At 65.3% G+C, this 21,594-nt stretch carries 16 protein-coding genes; 7 read left to right on the forward strand and 9 right to left on the reverse strand.

Features of this window, described 5'->3' with window-relative positions:
- Window positions 1–69 precede the first annotated feature (69 nt).
- Entirely contained in the window at window positions 70–1,680 is a 1,611-nt protein-coding gene (locus QX071_RS32420; protein ID WP_315706540.1) for an ATP-binding protein, read from the forward strand.
- Between the two features lie 107 nt (window positions 1,681–1,787).
- On the opposite strand, the gene QX071_RS32425 is transcribed toward QX071_RS32420, so the two are convergent.
- On the reverse strand, window positions 1,788–3,236 hold the full coding sequence (locus QX071_RS32425; protein ID WP_315706541.1) for a glutamate synthase subunit beta: 1,449 nt from the start codon (window positions 3,234–3,236) through the stop codon (window positions 1,788–1,790).
- A gap of 184 nt (window positions 3,237–3,420) precedes the next feature.
- Window positions 3,421–8,154 (reverse strand): glutamate synthase large subunit, encoded by a 4,734-nt coding sequence (gltB, locus tag QX071_RS32430; protein ID WP_409977777.1) that lies wholly within the window; start codon window positions 8,152–8,154, stop codon window positions 3,421–3,423.
- A 533-nt stretch (window positions 8,155–8,687) separates the two neighbouring features.
- On the opposite strand from gltB, the gene QX071_RS32435 reads away from it, so the two are divergent.
- A complete protein-coding gene (locus QX071_RS32435; RefSeq protein WP_315706543.1) occupies window positions 8,688–9,572 on the forward strand; it encodes a hypothetical protein in 885 nt (294 codons plus the stop codon).
- 50 nt (window positions 9,573–9,622) lie between these two features.
- Here QX071_RS32435 and QX071_RS32440 read toward each other — a convergent pair whose 3' ends face one another.
- Window positions 9,623–10,390, reverse strand: coding sequence for an alpha/beta hydrolase (locus tag QX071_RS32440; RefSeq protein ID WP_315706544.1), 768 nt, complete (start codon window positions 10,388–10,390; stop codon window positions 9,623–9,625).
- A gap of 191 nt (window positions 10,391–10,581) precedes the next feature.
- Complete coding sequence (locus QX071_RS32445; protein ID WP_315706545.1) at window positions 10,582–11,055, reverse strand: Hsp20 family protein; 474 nt, start codon at window positions 11,053–11,055, stop codon at window positions 10,582–10,584.
- A gap of 224 nt (window positions 11,056–11,279) precedes the next feature.
- On the opposite strand from QX071_RS32445, the gene QX071_RS32450 reads away from it, so the two are divergent.
- Both QX071_RS32450 and QX071_RS32455 read left to right on the forward strand, forming a co-directional pair.
- Complete coding sequence (locus tag QX071_RS32450) at window positions 11,280–12,227, forward strand: alpha/beta hydrolase (protein WP_315706546.1); 948 nt, start codon at window positions 11,280–11,282, stop codon at window positions 12,225–12,227.
- Between the two features lie 91 nt (window positions 12,228–12,318).
- Window positions 12,319–13,140 carry a tetratricopeptide repeat protein gene (locus QX071_RS32455; RefSeq protein ID WP_315706547.1) on the forward strand — a complete coding sequence of 274 codons (822 nt, stop codon included), beginning with the start codon at window positions 12,319–12,321 and terminating at the stop codon, window positions 13,138–13,140.
- On the opposite strand, the gene QX071_RS32460 is transcribed toward QX071_RS32455, so the two are convergent.
- Both QX071_RS32460 and QX071_RS32465 read right to left on the reverse strand, forming a co-directional pair.
- Window positions 13,137–13,847 carry a hypothetical protein gene (locus tag QX071_RS32460; protein ID WP_315706548.1) on the reverse strand — a complete coding sequence of 237 codons (711 nt, stop codon included), beginning with the start codon at window positions 13,845–13,847 and terminating at the stop codon, window positions 13,137–13,139. The two genes, QX071_RS32455 and QX071_RS32460, sit on opposite strands and share 4 nt — an antisense overlap.
- Window positions 13,848–14,001: 154 nt before the next feature.
- Entirely contained in the window at window positions 14,002–15,204 is a 1,203-nt protein-coding gene (locus QX071_RS32465) for an ABC transporter substrate-binding protein (RefSeq protein WP_315706549.1), read from the reverse strand.
- A 145-nt stretch (window positions 15,205–15,349) separates the two neighbouring features.
- Between QX071_RS32465 and QX071_RS32470 the strand changes: the two genes are divergently transcribed.
- Window positions 15,350–16,024, forward strand: coding sequence for a GntR family transcriptional regulator (locus QX071_RS32470; RefSeq protein WP_315706550.1), 675 nt, complete (start codon window positions 15,350–15,352; stop codon window positions 16,022–16,024).
- 82 nt (window positions 16,025–16,106) lie between these two features.
- On the opposite strand, the gene QX071_RS32475 is transcribed toward QX071_RS32470, so the two are convergent.
- From QX071_RS32475 to QX071_RS32485, 3 genes are all read right to left on the reverse strand, one after another.
- Window positions 16,107–17,666 carry a TadE/TadG family type IV pilus assembly protein gene (locus QX071_RS32475; protein WP_315706694.1) on the reverse strand — a complete coding sequence of 520 codons (1,560 nt, stop codon included), beginning with the start codon at window positions 17,664–17,666 and terminating at the stop codon, window positions 16,107–16,109.
- Between the two features lie 551 nt (window positions 17,667–18,217).
- On the reverse strand, window positions 18,218–18,727 hold the full coding sequence (locus QX071_RS32480) for a Spy/CpxP family protein refolding chaperone (protein ID WP_315706551.1): 510 nt from the start codon (window positions 18,725–18,727) through the stop codon (window positions 18,218–18,220).
- 288 nt (window positions 18,728–19,015) lie between these two features.
- Window positions 19,016–19,957, reverse strand: a complete 942-nt coding sequence (locus QX071_RS32485) for a LysR family transcriptional regulator (protein ID WP_315706552.1) — start codon at window positions 19,955–19,957, stop codon at window positions 19,016–19,018.
- A gap of 92 nt (window positions 19,958–20,049) precedes the next feature.
- On the opposite strand from QX071_RS32485, the gene QX071_RS32490 reads away from it, so the two are divergent.
- Window positions 20,050–20,880: a class I SAM-dependent methyltransferase gene (locus QX071_RS32490; protein ID WP_315706553.1), complete on the forward strand. Its 831-nt coding sequence runs from the start codon at window positions 20,050–20,052 to the stop codon at window positions 20,878–20,880.
- Window positions 20,881–20,892: 12 nt separating this feature from the next.
- Window positions 20,893–21,411 carry a hypothetical protein gene (locus QX071_RS32495; protein WP_315706554.1) on the forward strand — a complete coding sequence of 173 codons (519 nt, stop codon included), beginning with the start codon at window positions 20,893–20,895 and terminating at the stop codon, window positions 21,409–21,411.
- Window positions 21,412–21,594 lie beyond the last annotated feature (183 nt).

Consider the following 21,594-nt stretch of genomic DNA (forward strand, 5'->3'; position numbering starts at 1 on the left):
TCCGTCTGACCATTCCGACTCGGCGCGGAGCCGGTGCCGGGGTGGCTATGGCCTGGAGATGTTCTGGACATGTCGACGCTCACCCCGCACGAGGCCTGCTTGCCGTGGCAGCCGGGATTGCTCTGGTTGAATGTGGTTTCCGAGGCCGTGCTCGCCTGTGGATCGCTTGCGATGGCGATTGCAGTCGCGGTTTTCCTGCTGCGCCGGCACGGCGACATGTTGCGAATCTTCGTCAGCCTGATCGGGGCACTCGGCGGGCTCGCCGCGGTCGGCGCCGTGAGCTGTGCGCTTTCGATCGCTGGGCTGTGGGTGCCGGTCGATGGCCTGGCTGTAGCCATCAAAGTGGTCCTGGCGCTGATCTCCGCCGTGCTCGGGACCGGGCTGCTGCTGGGACTGCCGCATCTCCTGGTGATGCCGACGCGTGTGCAGCTTCTGCAGGCCTATGCGGCGCTCGAGGAGGAGACCCGGCAGCGCCGCAACGCCGAGGCCATGGTCCGGCGCTTTCAGGAGATGGAGGCGACCGAGGCTCAGGTGCGGCAGGCGCAGAAGATGGAAGCGATCGGCCAGCTCACCGGCGGCGTCGCGCACGACTTCAACAACATCCTGACCGTGATCACCGGCTCGATCGAAATGCTCAGCGACGGCGTCAAGGATCGGCCGCTGCTGGCCCAGATCACCTCCATGATCGGCGCCGCCGCGGCGAGGGGCGCGGACCTGACCCGGCATCTGCTGGCGTTCGCCCGCCAGCAGCCGCTGCAGCCGCGCAGCACGGACATCAACGCCCTGGTCGTGGATGTCGCGGGCCTGCTGCGCCCGACGCTCGGCGTGCAGATCGAAATCGAATCGATGCTGGCGCACGATGCCGCGCCGGCGCTGATCGATCCGAGCCAGCTCTCGACCGCGATCCTGAACCTCGCCTTGAACGCGCGTGACGCCATGCCCAATGGCGGCAAGCTGATCTTGGAGACCAAGAACGTCGTGCTCGACGCCGACTATGCCAGCCGCAATAGCGAGGTCCGGCCCGGCAATTACGTCATGATCGCGGTGAGCGACACGGGAGAGGGCATCCCGCGTCCCTTGCTCGACAAGGTGTTCGATCCCTTCTTCACCACCAAGGGCCTCGGCAAGGGATCAGGGCTCGGCCTGTCCATGGTCTATGGCTTCGTCAGGCAGTCCAACGGGCACATCAAGATCTACAGCGAAGAAGGCCACGGCACCACCGTGAGGCTGTATCTGCCGCAGGCCTCCCCCGCCCAGGATGCGGAGGCCGATGCGCCGGAGGTCGAGCCCGCCAGTTCGGGAAGCGAGCGTGGCGACGAAACCATCCTGATCGTCGAGGACGACGTGCTGGTCCGCGATTACGTCGTGGCCCAGATCGAGCGCCTGGGTTATCGCACCATCGCCGCCGGCAATGCCGGCGAGGCGCTGGCGGTCATCGACGAAGCCGGCCACATCGACCTGTTGTTCACGGATGTGATCATGCCCGGCGGAATGAATGGTCGCCAGCTCGCGACCGAGGCCGTGAAACGGCGGCCGGACCTGAAAGTGCTCTACACCTCCGGCTACACCGAGAACGCGATCGTGCATCACGGCCGGCTCGATGCGGGCGTGCTGCTGTTGCCGAAGCCGTATCTCAGCTCCGATTTGGCGCGAGCCATTCGCACTGCACTGGCGACGTGAGTCTGCCTTGTGCGGGTGAGAGGCGGCGCTGCTTCGGAAAATCCGGCTAGATCACCCGCGAAAGCGGGTGCGGCGCGAGCGCCGCAACCAACAGGTTGACCGCCGCTTCACCGCGGCAGGTCGGTCCTGCCCATCAGGAAGGTGTCGATGGCCTGCGCGCAGAGCCGGCCCTCGCGGATCGCCCACACCACCAGCGATTGGCCGCGGCGCATGTCGCCGGCCGAGAACACCTTCTGCACCGAGGTCTGATAGTCGGTGAGGTTGGCCTTGACGTTGCCGCGCGGGTCGAGATCGACGCCGAGAGTCTTCAGCAGACCCTCATGCACCGGATGCACGAAACCCATCGCCAGCAGCACGAGGTCGGCGGCGAGCTCGAACTCGGTGCCGGGGATCGGCTTGAACTGGCCATCGACGCGCACGCAATGCAGCTTCTTGACTGCGCCGTTCTCGCCCTCGAACTTCTGGGTGAGCACCGCGAATTCGCGCGCGGCACCTTCGGCCTGGCTCGACGAGGTCCGCATCTTCAAGGGCCAGTTCGGCCAGGTCAGCGGCTTGTTCTCGTGCTCGGGCGGCGCCGGCATGATCTCGAGCTGCGTGACCGACAATGCGCCCTGGCGCAGCGAGGTGCCGATGCAGTCACTTCCGGTATCGCCGCCGCCGATCACGACGACATGCTTGCCGCCGGCGAGGATGTCGGTGGCGTTAACGGGCTCGTTGCCGACGCGGCGGTTCTGCTGCGGCAGGAAGTCCATGGCGTAGTGGATGCCGGAGAGATCGCGGCCGGGGATCGCCAGGTCGCGCGGCGCCTCGGCGCCGCCGGTCAGCGCCACGGCATCATAGTCCTTCAGCAGGCTCTTGGCATCGAGCCCGCCATTGCCGCCGACATGGACGCCGTAATGGAAGGTGACGCCTTCGCCTTCCATCTGCGCGAGGCGGCGGTCGATGATGCCCTTCTCCATCTTGAAGTCGGGAATGCCGTAGCGCAGCAGGCCGCCGGCCTTGGCGTTCTTCTCGAAGACGTGGACGTCATGGCCGGCGCGCGCCAGTTGCTGCGCGCAGGCGAGCCCGGCGGGGCCGGCGCCCACGACCGCGATCTTCTTGCCGGTCTTCACCGCCGCCGGCTCCGGCCTGATCCAGCCCTGCTCGAACGCCTTGTCGACGATCGCGCATTCGATCGTCTTGATGGTGACCGGGTTGTCGTCGATGTTGAGCGTGCAGGAGGCCTCGCACGGGGCAGGGCAGATGCGGCCGGTGAATTCCGGGAAGTTGTTGGTCGAGTGCAGGTTGCGCGCGGCCTCTTCCCAATTGCCGTTGTAGACGAGGTCGTTCCAATCCGGGATCTGGTTGTTGACCGGGCAGCCGGGCGCCCCCGGCGCGGCCGAGCCGGTGCCGTGGCAATAGGGGATGCCGCAGTTCATGCAGCGTGCCGCCTGGTCGCGCAGCTCCTTCTCGGAGAGCGGGACCACGAATTCGTGGAAGTGTTTCAGACGCTCGGCCACGGGCGTGTACTTGCGATCGTGCCGCTCGATTTCGAGAAAACCTGTGACCTTGCCCATGAACCTACGACGTCCCTTACGATCCTTGTCCCGTCATTCCGGGATGCGCCGATCGGCGCAGACCCGGAATCTCGAAGTAATTCCCGTCATTGCGAGGAGCGAGGCGACGAAGCAATCCAGCCTTTGTCTGGAGCCATGGATTGCTTCGCTGCGCTCGCAATGACGCTCGCGGTTTTGTCCCGCATCAAGCCCCGATCGCGATCTTCGGCTCGGCGTCGGCATTGGCCGCCATTTCCTTCAGCGCGCGGCGGTATTCCACCGGCATCACCTTCCGGAACTTCGGCGCATAGTCCTTCCAGTTCGAAAGGATCTCGGCCGCTCGTTTGGAGCCTGTCGCCTTGGCGTGACGCGAGATCAAGATATGCAGCCGTTCGACGTCGGAGGCGAGCAGGTTCTTGAACACGTCGACCCGGCCATGCGCCTCGAGATCGCTCATCTGGTGGTAGGTGTCCTCGGCGATCATCTCCTCGGACAGCACCGGTTCGAGCTCGACCATCGCCATGTTGCAGAGCTTGTCGAAGTCGCCGGCCTCGTCCAGCACATAAGCGACACCGCCCGACATGCCGGCCGCGAAGTTGCGCCCGGTCTTGCCCAGCACGACGACGATGCCGCCGGTCATGTACTCGCAGCAATGGTCGCCGGCGCCTTCGACCACCGCGACCGCGCCGGAGTTGCGCACGGCGAAGCGCTCGCCGGCGATGCCGCGGAAGTAGCACTCGCCGGAGATCGCGCCATACATCACGGTGTTGCCGACGATGATCGATTCCTCCGGCACGATGCCGGAGATCCGCGGCGGCTTGACGATGATGCGGCCGCCGGAGAGGCCCTTGCCGACATAGTCGTTGCCTTCGCCTTCGAGCTCGAAGGTGACGCCGTGCGCCAGCCACGCGCCGAAGGCCTGGCCCGCGGTGCCCTTGAGGCTGACATGGATCGTGTCATGCGGCAGGCCGGCATGGCCGTAGATCTTGGCGACCGCGCCGGAGAGCATCGCACCGGCCGAGCGGTCGGTGTTGTTGATCTCGGCCTCGATCTTCACCGGTGCGCCGCGATCGAGCGCGGGCCGCGCCTGCTCGATCAGCTTGCGGTCGAGCACGGCCTCCAGGTGATGGTTCTGCGCTTCCGAACGATAGATCTTCTGGCCCGGCTGCTCCTTCTGCTTCACGAACAGCTTGGAGAAATCGAGGCCCTTGGCCTTCCAATGCGCGACCAGCTTGGACTGATCCAGCATCTGCACCTGGCCGACCATCTCGTTGAAGGAGCGATAGCCGAGGCTCGCCATGATCTCGCGGACCTCTTCGGCCACGAAGAAGAAGTAGTTGATGACGTGCTCGGGCTGGCCGGTGAAGCGCTTGCGCAGCACCGGGTCCTGCGTCGCGACGCCGACCGGGCAGGTGTTCAGATGGCACTTGCGCATCATGATGCAGCCGGCCGCGATCAAGGGCGCGGTGGCGAAGCCGAACTCGTCGGCACCGAGCAGCGCGCCGATCACGACGTCACGCCCGGTGCGGAAGCCGCCGTCGACCTGGACCACGATGCGGCTGCGCAGCCGCTCGCGCACCAGGGTCTGGTGGGTTTCGGCAAGGCCGATCTCCCAGGGCGAGCCGGCATGCTTGATCGAGGTCAGCGGCGAGGCACCGGTGCCGCCCTCGAAGCCCGCGATCGTCACATGGTCGGCACGGGCCTTGGCGACGCCCGCCGCGACCGTGCCGACGCCGATTTCCGAGACCAGCTTGACCGAGACCTGACCGTCCGGATTGACGTTCTTCAGGTCGTAGATCAGCTGCGCCAGGTCTTCGATCGAATAGATGTCGTGATGCGGCGGCGGCGAAATCAGGCCGACGCCCGGCGTCGAATGCCGCACCTTGGCGATGGTGGCATCGACCTTGTGGCCGGGGAGCTGGCCACCTTCGCCGGGCTTCGCTCCTTGAGCCATCTTGATCTGCATCATGTCGGAGTTGACGAGATATTCCGTCGTCACGCCGAACCGGCCCGAGGCCACCTGCTTGATCGCCGAGCGCATGGAATCGCCGTTCGGCAGCGGCTTGAAGCGGTCGGCTTCCTCGCCGCCTTCGCCGGTGTTCGACTTGCCGCCGATCCGGTTCATCGCGATCGCCAGCGTCGTATGCGCCTCGCGCGAGATCGAGCCGAAGCTCATCGCACCCGTGGCAAAGCGCTTGACGATCTCCTTGGCCGGCTCGACCTCGTCGAGCGGGACCGGCTTGCGCTTATCGTCCTCGGCCGACTTGATCCGGAACAGGCCGCGCAAGGTCAAGAGCCGTTCCGATTGCTCGTTGAGGATCTTCGCGAACGCCTGGTAGCGCTCCTTGGAGTTGCCGCGCACCGCATGCTGCAGGGTCGACACCGACTCCGCAGTCCAGGCGTGATCTTCGCCGCGGCTACGGAAGGCATATTCGCCGCCGACATCGAGCGCGCTCTTGTAGACCAGCGCCTCGCCGAAAGCGTCCGTGTGACGGCGCGTGGTTTCCTCGGCGATCTCGGCGAGCCCCACGCCTTCGACGCGGCTATGCGTGCCGGCGAAGAACTTCTGTACGAACTCCCCCTTGAGCCCGACCGCGTCGAAGATCTGCGCGCCGCAATAGGATTGATAGGTCGAGATGCCCATCTTGGACATGACCTTGAGCAGGCCCTTGCCGATCGACTTGATGTAGCGCTTCACCACCTCGTAGTCGCTCAGCGCGCCAGGCAGCTTGTCCTTCAGAGCGATGATGGTCTCGAAGGCGAGATAGGGGTTGATCGCCTCGGCGCCGTAGCCGGCGAGGCAGGCGAAGTGGTGCACCTCGCGCGGCTCGCCCGATTCGACCACCAGGCCCACCGAGGTGCGCAGCCCGGTGCGGATCAGATGATGATGCACGGCGGCGCAGGCGAGCAGCGAGGGGATCGCGATCCGCTCGGCCGAGACCATGCGGTCCGACAGGATGATGATGTTGACGCCCTCGCGCACCGCGGCTTCGGCGCGGCCGCAGAGATCGTCGAGCATCTCTTCCAAACCGTTCGCGCCCAGGCCGGCATCGAAGGTGGTGTCGAGCGTGCGCGAGACGAAATGGCTGTCGGAGACTTCCGAGATCGACCGGATCTTCTCCAGGTCCGCATCGGTCAGGATCGGCTGGTGCACTTCGAGCCGCTTGGTCGAGGCAACGCCCTCGAGGTCGAACAGGTTCGGCCTGGGTCCGATGATCGAGACCAGGCTCATCACCAGTTCCTCGCGGATCGGATCGATCGGCGGATTGGTCACCTGGGCGAAGTTCTGCTTGAAATAGGTGAACAGCAGCTTCGGCTTGTCCGACAGCGCCGAGATCGGCGTGTCATTGCCCATCGAGCCCGTGGGCTCTTCGCCGGTGGCGGCCATCGGCGTCATCAGGATGCTGATGTCTTCCTGGGTGTAGCCGAACGCCTGCTGCCGATCGAGCAGCGGCAGGTTGGTGCGCGCGCCCTTGGTCGGCGCATCCGGCAGCTTCTCGACCTGGATCTGGGTGCGCGCGAGCCACTCCTTATAAGGATGGCTGGCCGCGAGCTGCGCCTTGATCTCATCGTCCGGAATGAGGCGGCCCTGGTCGAGATCGACCAGCAGCATCTTGCCGGGCTGCAGCCGCCACTTGGTGACGATCTGGTCCTCCGGGATCTTCAACACGCCCATTTCGGACGCCATCACGATGCGGTCGTCCTTGGTGACGAGATAGCGCGCCGGACGCAGGCCGTTGCGGTCAAGCGTGGCGCCGATCTGGCGGCCGTCGGTAAAGGCGATCGCAGCCGGTCCGTCCCACGGCTCCATCATGGCGGCGTGATATTCGTAGAACGAGCGGCGCTCCTCGCTCATCAGCGGATTGCCGGCCCACGCTTCCGGGATCATCATCATGACCGCGTGCGGCAGCGAGTAGCCGCCCTGCACCAGGAATTCGAGCGCGTTGTCGAAGCAGGCGGTATCGGACTGGCCTTCATAGGAGATCGGCCAGAGCCGGCTGATGTCCTTGCCGAACAGCTCCGACGAGACCGAGGCCTGGCGCGCCGCCATCCAGTTGACGTTGCCACGCAGGGTGTTGATCTCGCCGTTGTGCGCGATCATGCGGTAGGGATGCGCCAGCGACCAGGTCGGGAAGGTGTTGGTCGAGAAACGCTGATGCACCAGCGCCAGCGCGCTCTCGAAATCCGGCTCGTGCAGATCGGCGTAGTATTTGCCGAGCTGGTCGGCCAGGAACATGCCCTTGTAGATCACGGTCCGGCACGACATCGAGCACGGGTAGTAGCCCGACATGCCGCGGTCGCGGCGCTGATAGATCGCCTGCGAGATCGACTTGCGGAGGATGTAGAGCTTGCGCTCGAACTCGTCCTCGGTCTTGGCGGCGCCGTTGCGGCCGATGAACACCTGCATGGTGCGCGGCTCGGTCGGCTTCACGGTGACGCCCAGCGAGGAGTTGTCGGTGGGCACGTCGCGCCAGCCGAGCAGCACCAGGCCTTCGTCCTCGATCTGGTCGGCGATGATGCTCTTGATGACGTTGCGCCAGGCCTCGTCGCGCGGCATGAACAGCGCGCCGATGGCATATTCGCCGGGCGCCGGCAGCTTGAAGCCGAGCTCGGTCGCCTTGCGCGAGAAGAACGCATGCGGGATCTGCACCAGGATGCCGGCGCCGTCGCCGAAGCGCGGGTCGGCGCCGACGGCACCACGATGCTCGAGGTTGCACAGGATGCTCAGCGCATCCGCAACGATCTGGTGAGACTTCTGGCCCTTGATGTTGGCGATGAAGCCGACGCCGCAGGAATCCTTCTCCTGAGCCGGGTCATAGAGACCCTCGGCCTCCGGGCGCCAGGTGTGAAGTTCCTTGTGGATTTCGTGGGTGGTCTCGGCCGGTTTGAAGCGGGAATCCGTCGCCAGCACTGCGCCACCCGATTGTTCGTGCTTCATCGACCCGCTCATGTCCATCCCTCGTCTTTTTCGGTCTGGGCCTTGCCACCACCACCGTCCGGCGCACCTCGGTCGTCGCGCGGCCCCTCTCCGGAACCCACGCTCGTCCTCATCAGCGAGCCGCATTTTCAGAATTCAGGCTGGGGTCCGGGTGAATGTCCCAACGGACGGCCCGAGCCTGGTACGTCTGCCTGTCATGTCACAGCGCCCTTCGGCGCCGCAATATCATTGCAAAGGTCAGGCACTCTTTGCAACGAAATTTGAGACAGTCATTCTGTCCTAACGCTTCACCATGTCAAACCTTTCTTTATCATACAAGGGCCGCAGTGTCCCGGCGCGCGCAGTAGGACCTGCCTTCCCAGCAGGACTTTTCGTGAAATCGGGCCGGCCATCGCATTACCGATTGCGATCAGCCGCCGTGATCCGGCCGCAGCCCCGGCCAAGGACCGCCAGAATCGGGGCCGAACGTCTCCGCCCCAACGCCTCAGGCGCGTAAAGCTCCGAGGTGCAGGGGCATTCAGGAGCGTGAAGCCATGAAATTATCCCTTGGTGCCGTTTCGGCCGCCTTGATCGCAGCAGCCGCAGCGCAGGCCGAGCCGCTGGCGCCGTCTTACCGCGCGGTGTCGGATTTCGACGGCCCTTATGCCGACCAGCCGCTTCCGCCAGCGCCGGTTCCGGCCCCGCCGCCCTACGGTTATGCGCCGGGGCCGGCTCCAGCTCCGGATTATGCGTATCGGCCCGATGACCGCTACCCGCCGCAGCGGCTGTACCGGCCGGAGGGCTATGCGCCGGACTACGGCTACGCTCCGGCGTTCCTGCCGGCACACGAGGTCTATGCGATCCTGCGCGACCACGGCTTCTCGCCTCTGGGCGCGCCGCGGCAGCGTGGTCATGTCTATGTCGTCGCCGTGCTCGATCGCGACGGCGAGGACGGCAAGCTCGTGATCGACGCCGTATCCGGGCGCATCGTCCGCTTCGTCCCGGCCTCCCGGTGGGGCGGCGACTACGAGCGGATGCGCTATGCGCCGCCGCGCGGCCAGATCGACAGCCTGCCGCCGCCGACGGTGATCCGGGCCGATCCGCGGCTCATGCCGCCGGCGCCCGTGCCGTCGCCGCGGGTGGCGAGCCGCGTTGCGCTTCCACCCGCGCCGAAGCTGGCCGCACCCGCGGTCAGGCCGGCCGCTCCGGCGGCACAGACCGCGGCCCTCAATCCCAAGCCTGCCGAGGCGAAGCCGGTCGAGAGCCCGCCGGCGCCGCAGGCCACGGCCACCGTCACTCAGCCGCAGCCTGCGGCGGAGCCGAAGCCAGCTCCCCAGACCACGGCGTCCGTTACGCCGCCGAAGCCTGCGGCAGAGCAGAAGCCTATGCCGCGGGTGCTGCCGACGCAGGCCATGCCGCCGGTGCAGGGGCTGGAGTAGGAAGCCGGAGCTTGGCCTATCGCTTATCGACCGGGAACTGGCCTCGCCTGTTACTCCGCCCGTCCCGCTGCCTTCAGGATCAGGTCCGCGACCTCCTTCGGATGCGAGACCAGCGACAGGTGGCCGGCATCCAGTTCGATCGTGGTGGCCTTCATCCGCTTGGCAAGGAAGCGCTCGAAATCCGGATCGATGGTCTTGTCTTCCTTTGAGACTGCATAGAAGGAAGGCTTGTCGTGCCAGGCCGCTGCCGTGGTGCGGCCTGCAAAGATCGAGGCGGCGGTCGGCCATTGCACCGCATAGAGCTCCTTCGCCGTCGTCGCATCGACGCCATTGGCGAAGTACTTCAGGAACGCATCCTCCGACAGCTTGGTCTCGCCGTCATGGTTGACGATGCCGGCCCGTGCCGGCGGATTGGGAAACTTGCCGGCCAACGCCAAGAAGTCTTCGCCGGCATCCGGCGCCCGCGCGGCGATATAGACGAGTGCGCTGACCTTGGGATCGGTGCCGACCTCGCTGACGACGGTGCCGGCCCAGGAATGGCCGACCAGCACGGTCGGCCCGTCCTGCAGCGCCAGCGCGCGGCGGGTGGCGGCGGCGGAATCCTCAAGAGAGGTGAGCGGATTCTGGACCGCAGTCACCTTGAGGCCTGCCGCCTGCAGATAGGGAATGACCTTGGCCCAGCTCGAGCCGTCCGCCCAGGCGCCGTGCACCAGCACGACATTATTGGCTTTGACAGGCTCGGCCGGTGCGGCAGAGGCGGCGGTGCCGGCCGCAATCAATGCAGCGGCGGCAAGCGTGAGAGTGCGAAGGAGGTTCATCGGTTTGCTCCATGAGGAACTGAAAAAGAGGCTCGATCTGGTCACGCTCTCGTCTTCGTCGTGGAGCGGTGCGCCATTACTGCATCACGGTCGTTTGATCGCAGTGCAACAGACGGGAAAAGGTACCGGCGCAAACAAGAACGCCCCGGAGGCCCGGGGCGTTGCATTATTCAGAATAGTTCGGGATCGCCTTATGCGGCGGCCTTGTCGGCCGAGCCCTCGATTACCGGCTGCTGCGCGCCGGTCTGGATCGGGATGCTGCGGGGCTTCTTGGCCTCGGGAATCTCGCGCTCGAGGTCGACATGGAGCAGGCCGTTCTCGAGGCTGGCATTCTTGACCACCACATGGTCGGCGAGCTGGAACGAGCGCTCGAAGGCGCGCGCGGCGATGCCGCGATACAGCACGTCGCTCTTGGCCTTGGCGTTCTCGTTGGCGGCCTTCTCGCCCTTGATGGTCAGCGTGTTTTCCTTGGCGACGATCGAGAGGTCATCCTTGCCGAAGCCGGATACCGCGACCGTGATGCGGTAGGCATTCTCGCCGGTGCGCTCGATGTTGTAGGGCGGGTAGCCGGGGCTGCCGTCGGAGGTGGCCTGGTCGAGCAGGTTGAAGAGACGGTCGAAGCCGACGGTGGAGCGGTAGAAGGGGGTGAGATCGTAGGTACGCATGAAAGTCCTCCAATTGAGCGACTGTTTCGAATGACCCGCCCGCCATCGGGCCGGGCCGCGTCGTGCAGCCTGATGTTCCGGATGTCGTCCGAAAGCACTGGTAGCGGCCTGCACGCTGCTGATATGGGTCTTATGCGGCGCCGTTCAAGCTGATCTTGCCGTCCCTCTTTTTCGCTTCGTTCACCCTTGATTCCCGGCTTCATTGACCTATTCGATCGCGCCTCATGACGCTCGTCTCGATCCCTGCCAATCCCGTCCCGGAAAACGTCGTCGCCGGCACCATCAAGACCCCTGATGGCGCCGAGCTGCGCTTTGCGCGCTGGGCGGCGCCTTCGGGCCGCAAGGGCACGGTCTGCATCTTCACCGGCCGCAGCGAGATGATCGAGAAGTATTTCGAGACGGTGCGGGACCTGCGCGACCGCGGCTTCGCGGTGGCGATCCTCGACTGGCGCGGACAGGGCCATTCGTCGCGCCGCCTGCGCGATCCCCGCAAGGGCTATGTGCGCTCGTTCGCCGATTACGAAGTCGATGTCGAGACCTTTGTCCAGCAGGTGGTGCTGCCGGATTGTCCGCCGCCGCATTTCGCGCTGGCGCATTCGATGGGCGGCACGGTGCTGCTCAGGCTTGCCCATGCGGGCAAGCGCTGGTTCGACCGCATGGTGCTGTCGGCGCCGATGATCGACCTGCCGGGCCGGCGCACCGCGTTGCCGGCGCGGCTCTTGTTGAAGGTGCTGCGCTTCGCCGGGCAGGGCGGCAGCTATGTGCCCGGCGGCAACGACAGGATGGCCGGGCTCGAGCCGTTCGTCAGCAATCCCGTCACCTCGGATCCCGTGCGTTACGCCCGGAACGCGGCGATCCTGGAGGAGGACCCGACGCTCGGCATCGCGTCGCCGACCGTGGCATGGGCCGATGCCGCCTTCTCGGCCATGGTCACTTTCCGCGGCGTCCACTATCCCTCGCAGATCCGCCAGCCGGTCCTGATGCTGGCCGCCTCCAACGATGCCGTGGTCTCGACCTCGGCGATCGAGGAGTTCGCCTATCATCTGCGTGCCGGCTCGCATCTCGTCATTGCCGGCGCCAAGCACGAGATCCTGCAGGAGCAGGACCGCTATCGCGAGCAGTTCTGGGCGGCCTTCGACGCGTTCGTTCCGGGAACGCCATTGTTCGGCTGAGCGCGTTGCTGGACACCCCTCGGCCATCGGGCTAGTGCTGACATGTCCCCGCAAGTCGTGACAGAAGCGCGTGAGTGAACGGCGGAAAAATTTGCAGGCTCAGGCTCTGCAGGAAGCGATCCACGCGCTGCGCGCGCGGCAGTTCGCCCGCGCCGAGCAGATCGCCGCCTCGATCCTGAAAGCCAGCCGGACCGACCGGACGGCACTTCTTGTTCTGGCGCATGCGCTGCTCGGCCAGCAGCGCGCCGGCGAGGCGATCGGACCGCTGGAGAAGGCGGCGCTTCGCGGCACTGATCCCGAGATCGAAACCCTGTTGGGCGCAGCGCTCTGCGATGCACGGCGTTCGGCCGACGGCATCGCGCAGCTGCGCAGGACCGCGGCGCGGCGTCCGCCCTATCTGCCGTCGTTCCAGGAGCTGGCCGGTCGGCTGGCCAAGGCGGGCCAGATCCATGACGCCATCGGCGTCATCGAGGATGCGCTGGCTCTGTCTCCTGACAGCGTCGACCTGAAGCTCGACCTCGCCCGCCTGTGTCTGCGGACCAATGACCGGGCACGCGCGCATGCGAACCTCGTGGCGGCGCGGGACGCCGCACCCGGACGTCCCGATATCCTGATCGAGCTCGCCTCGGTGCAGTTTCTGGACGGCGCCTATGCCGATGCTGCCGACACCTTCCGCCGCGCGCTCGGCTTGCGGCCCGACGATACGCAGTCGCGCGCCAGTCTGGCGATGTGCCTGCTCGAAATGGGCGAGCGCGACGGCGCGCAGGCGGCGCTGCGCACATTGTTGCGCGGCCGGCCGCATCTGCTCACCCGCGCCGCCTATGCGCTGGCGGCCAGCTCGCATGGCCGCTTCTTCTTCCGCCCGAGCGCCGCCGCGAAATTTCTGCAAGCCGATGGCGCAGGGAACGGCTAGGCCCTGAACTTCTTGCGATAGAGTCCCTGCTCGCGTTTCAGCGCGTCGCGCACCTCGTGCACCTCTGCAATCTCCTCATCGGTGAAGCTGGACGTCTGCATCGTCCACGCCTGCCGCTTCACCGGCATGCATTGAGCCACCGGCGTGCCCTTCGGAAGAACGCCGCGGAACGCCGTGTCGTGCCAATGGACCGGAAAATGCACGAAGGAGTCGTGATAGCGATCGCTGTCGACCAGCCCGGTCAGCGTGGTGAACGGCAGATCGAAACGGTTGATCGGATGGGTGAACAACACCGCCCAGCCTTCCGGCGCCTCGATCGTCCACAGATTGTGAAACTTGAGGAGGAAGCGGTCGGCTTCGAACAGCGGCGATCCCGTGACCTGCGCAACATCGTGGAAGCTGACCGGCGAGCGCGGAAAATCGATCGCGCCGCCCGGCGGCAGCTCGTTGTCCCAGCTGATTCCGCCGTCCTCGACCTTGAGGTCGCACACCAGCGGAATCAGAAAGCCTGATGTCATCGCGTCGACGAAAGGCGGGCAGCGCTTGATGGTCTGCTCCTCGCCCTGGTTGAGCGCGCTGAAGGCCGTCGACGGCATGGCCTTGAGCCAATCGGGAAGCCCCAGCGTCGCCGGGACTGGCTGTGGGATCAGGCCTTCGAGCTCCTTCGGGCAGCGGAATTTGAGCGTGAGGGGATCGGTCTCGGACATGGCGCCGCGGCTCTCTTGTTCTCGACGGAAAGCTCTACGCCTTCAGCGCCGAAAGTCCAACGGCCAAGCCAAAGCGCAGCCCGGATAAGCGTGAGCGGCATCCGCTCGCCCAGGTTGCTTGCCGCGATCACGCGGTGCCGGGTGCAGCGTTTCGCTACTTGGTCGAGAGCACTTCGCCGAAGCGCTCCCACTGCTTGCCGGTGAAGCGCATGAACTGCACCTGCTCGACCGGGAGATGGTCGCTCTCGCTGGTGTTCACCTTGATGCCCGGCAGCAGCATCGGCAGCTCCAGGTCCTTGATCGACAGCGCCTGCCGCAGGATGTTCTCGCGGCTCAGGTCGTTCCCCGCGGCCTTCAGGACGTGCTCCAGCAGCATGCCGTTGTTGTAGCCGTTGACGTAGTTGGAATCGCGGATGTCGCCGTCGGGAACGTATTTGGCCATGTAGTCGCGCCAGCCCTTCACGCCGGGATCGTCTGCCCAGGCCGGATCGAGCGGGTCCTTCACATAGGCCGTGGAGATGATGCCCGTACCGGCCTCGAGCCCGGCCGGCTCCATCACCGAGGACATCCACACCGAGACATTGGTCAGGAACGTCATCGGACGCCAGTTGATCTCGAAGGTCTTGCGGATCGCCTGTGCGGCGAATTTCGGTGTCGCGGCGATGATCAGCGCGTCGGCGCCGGTCGATTTCAGCTTCACGATCTGGGAGTCGATCGTCGGCTCGGTCGACTCGTAGCTCGCGACCGTGACCGCGCTGTCGAAGCGCTCGCCGAGCACGTCCTTCAGCCCGGCGAGATAGTCGCGGCCGAAATCGTCGTTCTGCGCCAGCACCGCGAAGGTCGCGTCGGGCTTCTTCTGCAGCGCGTAGCGCGCATACATGCGGGCTTCGTTGCGGAACGGCGCCATCACGCCCATCAGCGCCAGCGGAAACTGTGCGGGATCGCCGAACTTCGAGGCGCCGGAGGCCACGAACAGCTGCGGCACCTTCTTGCCCTGCAGATATTTGGCGATCGCCGTGTTGTGCGCGGTGCCCATGGTCGAGAAGATGAAGGAGACCTCATCGCTCTCGATCAGCCGCCGCGTCTGCTCGACGGTCTTGGGCGGCACGTAGCTGTCGTCGAGGGAGAGCAGGTTGACCTTGCGGCCGTTGATGCCGCCGCGGTCGTTGACCATCTTGAAATAGGCGACCTCGCCCTTGCCCAGGATGCCGAAGGCGGAGACCGGCCCGCTATAGGGCATGGTCTGTCCGATGCGGATTTCGGTGGCGGTGACGCCGGGCGGGTCTTCGGCCTGAGCAGGCGCGCCGAGCACGGACGAGACGACGAACAGCCCTGCAATCGCGATGATGCTTCGCATGGACACCTCCCTGGTGGGCCGCGCTGGCGGCGGCTTTTTGCCAACCATAAGGACCGTGCTGACGTCTCGCAACAAAAAATATATTTTTCGAAGAAAATGAACTTTTGGTTTGATAGTCTGGCTCGGCCCGCAGCGAGAATCGCCCATGTCCGGAAGCGCCACCCAGACCGTCTATGAACAGCTTCGCGCCAGCCTGCTGACGGGCCTCTATCGGCCCGAGGAGAAGCTGAAGATCAGCGAGCTCGGCTCGGCTTTCTCGGTCAGCACCGGGGCGATCCGCGAGGCGCTCGCCCGGCTCACGGCGGAAGGGCTCGTCACCGCGATGCCGCAGCGCGGCTTTCGCGTCGCCCCGGTGTCGGTCGCCGATCTGCGCGATCTCACCGACATGCGCATCGAGATCGAAACCAAGTGCCTGCGCCGCGCCATCGCCAACGGTGATCTCTCCTGGGAAACGGCAATCGTTGCCGCGCACCATCGGCTGGCTGCCACGCCGATCGCGGCCGCGGACGGCAGCTTCTCGCCGGCCTGGATCGTGGCGCATGGCGAGTTTCACGCCGCGCTCGCTCAGGCCTGCGGCAGCGCCTGGATGATGCGGGTGCGCGATCTGCTGTTCGCCCACAATGAGCGTTATCTCGACCTCGCCCGCAAGACCGACCGGGGCAATCGCGATGCCGCACGCGAGCATCGCGAGCTGATGGAGGCCGCGCTGGCGCGCGATACCGAGCGCGCGGTCAGCGCGATGACGGAGCACATCGACAAGACCCGGCACACGATCGAAGCGGTGCTGCTGCAGGCGGCGGCGAAGAACGCGGCGGGATGAGGGAACGGTCAGGCCGGATCGGCGGAGCGTTTCGTTCGCCGCAGCCTGAACCAGGGCGGATCCTCGCAAACCGTCCTCGCTGCTATTTCGTCAGATGGGCTTCGGCCACCGCGTGGTTGAACATCGCATTCAGCGCCGACGTGATGTCGGCCGGCGAGTTCGCCGTGTAGAAGAAGCCCGGCGACGCACAGGCCTGCAGGCTCGGTGGAATATACGGGATGTTGTTGTTGGCGTAGTCGTCCTCGTCGCCGGCGAACGATGCGTTGACCGGATTGATCGGCTGATAGGGAATGTACAGCACCGCAATGATGATGCCGCGGCTTTTCAGCGGGCTGCAGGAAGTGCTCGGATCGATCACGGTGGCATGGTTGCTGCCGGACCAGGAGCCGTTGGGGACGCCCTTCACCTGCGGGTCCTGCGCACCGTCGGTGACCAGGAACACGTAGGGCAAGGTGTTGTTCGAGGCGCTGCCGTTGCCCACGCTGACGATCAGGTTGTTGACGCTGGATAAGGCCGTGTCGATATGCGTGCCGCCCGAGCCGAGATAGCTATTGGTGTTCGTGTCGAGAAGCGTCGCAAGGTTGGCCGCGGCATAGTTGATGGTCGACGAATCGGTCGTCGAGCCGTTGATGTTGCTGGTGAGCGGGAAGTAGGAATAGAGATAGCGGATGAAGGGATAGAGGCCGATCCTGAACTGGTTGCTGACCTTCTTGGTATTGTTCGCCGTCACGAACAGCTGGTTCACGGCATAGCCGACCGCGTCCAGCCGCAGCTGGATACACGCATCCGTGCCGTCGGTCGGGCAGTTCGCGACGGTCGGCAGGTTGTTGTAGAGCGAGTTCGGCAGGCCGGACACGATCCAGGACGGCAGTTGAACGCCCTTGGGGTAGTTGCGGTTGGTGGTCAGCAGGTTCTTGTATCCGCTCTGACTGACGCGCGAGATCGCATAGCCGAGGCAATAATTGTTGGTGGGATATCCTTGCGTGCCCGAATCGGTGCAGGCGCTGTTCTGCGGGGAAAAATGGCAGGCGAGGGTGCATCCGGTGGGGTATTGCCTGTAGTTGTCCGGGCTGACCGCCTGCATCCGCTGAGCTTCCGCCGTTGTCGACGGCAGCCCCATCGATCCCGAGACATCGAGCGTCAGATAGAAGTCGAGATAGAGCGGCAACGTGGTCGAGGAAGACGACTTGCCGCTGACCGTCAGGTTCTGATAGCCGAGCACGACCAGGAAGGTGACCGGAACGTTGGCCGTGAATTGCACTTGCGACGTCAATGTGGAGCCGGTCTTGGTGACGGTGCTGGTTTCCGACACTATGGTGTAGCCGCTCGCCGTGGACGCATCGCCGTTGAAGATGTTGTTCGCCTCGGTGATGCCGGCCGCAACGGATCCGTCCGATGTCATCGACATCGCCGCGTTGTAGCCTGCCGAATTGACCGCGATCGAGGCGATGCTCGCGGCATCTGCCGCGGACTGGAGCTTCGTCTTGATGCGCATCGCCATCGAGTAGTCGGTCGCGCAGCCGATCGCCGCGAGGATCGGCAACAGCGCCACTGCGAATGTGACCGCGATGTTGGCGTTGCTGTCCCGCGAAAAGCGGGCCAAGAGGGCGATCGCCCGGTTTGCTGTTCGGCTGACGCCCATCATGCCATGCCCTCCAAGATCCCGTTCTCGACGCGGTAGAGACCTTTGATCTCTTTGCTTGTTGGCGATGTCCGCGGCGAAGACGCCCTTGACCGTTTTCGTGCAGCGGGATCGCGTTCCCAGCGCGTGCAGACGGATCCAGGCGAGTTCGGCCAACCTGCGAAAGATCGCATCGGGCTGTTGCGATTGGGTTTACGTGAATGTCGACTCGCGCCGTCTTCGAATACCGCGCGGCGCAGACACCCCTGCAGCTCGGCCTGGGCGGGAGAGGGGAAGCGTGCTTGCGGATACACGCGTGGCGTGCAGATGCCGCGCGTGTTCTCACGCTGAGCTGCTCACGAACGGCGGCGCATTACGCTGCTACGGATCTTCCGTGATCGCGCAGTCGGACGTCGTTTGTGCGATGGGCCGCTGCGTCAAGTGTGGCCGATGCGGGCGCAACCTGTGCGTTTCGCCCGCTGGTCAGGTGGTGCGCTTTCCTTTGGCCGGTTGTCGTGCCGCACGTTGGGACCGACTGCGCACGCCGTGACGCTGCGCGAGCGGCGATTCCACTAATCCTCGCTCCAGGGCCAGTGCCAGTGGTGCCATCCCCAATGGCGGGGTCCGCTGGCATCCAGCGTCGCCTTCTGCTTGTCGTCGAGTGAATCGTAAAAGGCCTGAAAGGCTGGCCGGACTATCTTGATGGCCTGCTGCATGGCATCGAGCCGCTGTTCGGCCAGGGCGAGGCGGTCGGTCGCTTTGGCCGGGAGCGCCGTCGGACAGTCCTTCGTGATGATGTCAGCTGCCTTGGCGGACGCCGCCTTCAATTCGTCGAGGCGTGCGCGCTGGGTGTCGTTCGGCTTGACGGCGGCCTCGATCGCGGAGATGCGCCACTCTGCAAACCCCGCCATGCGCGGGTGGCAGAAAAAGCCGAAGCCGCGTCCTCCCATCATTCCGGGGCCCATCATCATGCCGGGGCCCCAGCCTTGCGTCGCGCTTGGCCCGGGTTGGGCTGAGGCGGGCGAGGCGAAGATCGCCAACACCAAAGTCGCTGCAAAGAATGTGGTTGCCTGCACGCGCATGGGGCTCTCCCTCAGGTGACGTCACGCAGTGTAAGAAGCCCGAAGCAATGCACTGTTGACGTAGGTCAACTTACGGCCACCCGACGGCTTTGGGCATGGTGGCCATCATGCGCGCAAAAAATATTCCGGTTTCATCTTCGAAAATCGATTAGGAGCGTCCCGCCTCCTTTGAGGGCGCGCGCGGGCCTGCCGCGAGACTGGCGAGCGCTCGCCACCGTCATTCTCAACGCCAAAAGGCCTGATCGCGGCATGCATTCCGGCTGCTACCTCCGACTGGCCAGCAGGTTATCAGGCGGTCCTGGTTCGGGACCGCCGCATCGCCGGCGAGTGGCTTTTCGCATGATCGACGAAGGCGCGGAGCTTCGGCATGATCTCGCGATGCGCCGGATAGTAGAGGAAGACCCCCGGCGCGGTTGGCGCGAACGGCGCCAGAACCTGTACGAGCTTTCCAGCGCGCAATGGCTCGGCGGCCACCGGCTCGGGAAGTTGCGCCAACCCCACGCCTTCGACGGCCGCGCCGAGCATGGTTGTAAAATCGTTGGCGATGAGCGGACCGCTGACCGCAATCTCGATGGAGCGGTCGCCATCGTTGAGCGTCCACGATCCGACTGCACCGTTGGAGCGCCGCAGCCTGATACAGCGGTGATGACGCAAATCGTCCGGGCGTTGGGGCCGCCGGTTGCCGCCGAAATAAGCCGGGCTGCCGACCATCACGAGGCGAAACGGCGGGGACAGCCGCACCGCGACCATGTCGGCCGCGATGAATTGCCCCAATCGGATACCGGCATCGAAACCCGCGGCCGCAAGGTCGACCAGCTCCTCGCCTGCGGCAATCTCGACTTCGATCTCCGGATAGGCCTTGCAGAAGGATGCGATCAGCGGCTGCAGGAGGACCGGCAGAACCGCGCGCGGCACCGAAAGCCGCAGCAGTCCGGTTGGCCGCCGTCCGAGGTCACGCGCGGTCTCGCTGGCGGCCACGAGTTCCTCGAAGGCCGGCTTCGCACGGGACAGGAAACGCGTGCCAGCCTCCGTCAGCCCGACACTGCGGGTCGTGCGAATGAAGAGGGCTGCGCCGAGACGTGTCTCGAGCGCCCTGATCGCCTGGCTGATCGCGGACGGCGTCACGCCAAGCTCCGCCGCCGCTCTGCGAAAGTTGCGGTGTTTCGCGACGCCGAGGAAGGCCTCGATGCCGTCGAGCGCACCCTGCCGGACTGTGAAGCTCTGCTTCATGGCCCATCGACATTATCGCGAATAGTTGTCCGGGGAAAGCGAGCGTATCTCATGAGCTGCAACCGGCATCCGTGCCGATCAGGAGGACCGCCATGAACGATGCGCTTGATGGTGTACGCAACCATTACCGGGCGACGGGTCTGACGGAGCGGCTGAAGGCGGCGCTCGCCGCGTTCGGCTCGGAGGATCAGCGTCTCGACCCGCGACAGCTCGCTGGTCTCGACCAGTTTCACAGCATCGGGCTTGCCGCGACCGACGAACTGGCCAAGCTGGCCGGAATCACCGCCGACACGTCGGTTCTGGACGTCGGCTCAGGCGTTGGCGGTCCGGCGCGCTTTGTCGCCGCGAGCTGCGGCTGCAAGGTGACCGGCATCGACCTCAGCGTCCCGTTCGTGGAGGCCGCGCGCTATTTGACCGAGCGCACGAGGCAAAGCGGGCAGGTGTCATTCCAAGTCGCAAGCGCCCTGGAGCTGCCCTTCGGCGATGGCGCATTCGATGCCGTTCTCATGCAGCACGTCGCGATGAATATCGCGGAACGGGCACGGCTGTATCGCGAGATCCGGCGCGTGCTGAAGGCAGGCGGCAGGTTCGCGATCTTCGACGTCGTCTCGAACGGCGCCGAGCCGCACTATCCCGTACCCTGGGCACGGACCGCGGCGACGAGCTTTCTGCTGACCGCGGACGCAACGCGCGAGACGATCGAATCGGCGGGCTTCCGAACGCTGGTCTGGCGCGACGATACCGAGGCGGCAAAAGCCTGGATCGCGCGACTGCGCGCCTCGGGGCCGCCACCGTCGCCCAATCTCGGCGTGGTGATGGGTCCGGATTTCGCAGAACTGTCCGCCAATCTCGGACGGAATCTGCTGGAAGGCCGGATCGTCATTCTGACCGCCGTGTTCGAAGCCGCGCCGGCGAGCGCCTGAGAGGAGGAGATCATGTCACCCGAGGCCATCTTCCGCACTCAGCTCGTCTTCGGCTATGTCGCGTGGCTGCTTTGCTTCGCCACCTATATCGGGCCGCGTCTCAGATCCATGGACCATGTCGAAGCCCAGCGTGCCATCGCGACGCTGCACAGCTTCCGCTTTTTCGGCCTGGTCTTTATCCTGCCCGGCTACGTCGGGCCCCATCTTTCGGCCGACTTCGCGACCTTCGCCGCGTACTGGGATTTCGTGACCGGGCTCCTTGCCACGCTGGCGCTGCTGGCCGTCAGGATGCGTCCCTTGTTCTGGCTGTTCGTCACAGCCTTCAACGTGGTGGGTATCATCGATCTCTTCGTCGACTACGCCCAGGCCGTCAGCGTCGACCTTCCATCGATGGCGGGCGAGTTGGGTGCCGCCTATGCGATCCCGGTCATCTACGTGCCTCTGCTCATGATCACGCATGTCGCCGCCTTCTATCTGCTGTTCCGGCAACTCAGGGCGACGCGGATCGCGGTCGGCGGTGCGTCCGCGTAGCGATGCGACCCTGATAGACACGCTGATCGTGCGTTCGAGTTCAGGCATGGCGGCGCTTCGCCGCGAGATGGGTGGTTTGCCCGCCAGGCGCGCTCTGCCAAACCCTGTCCAGTCCCCGCGCGAAAAATATTTCACTTTCGTTTTTTCAGAAGTCGTGCATTAATCAGCGCTGTCCCGCTTCCT

Origin of the sequence: Bradyrhizobium sp. SZCCHNS1022 (assembly GCF_032484835.1) — a bacterium.
Taxonomy (GTDB): Bacteria; Pseudomonadota; Alphaproteobacteria; order Rhizobiales; family Xanthobacteraceae; genus Bradyrhizobium.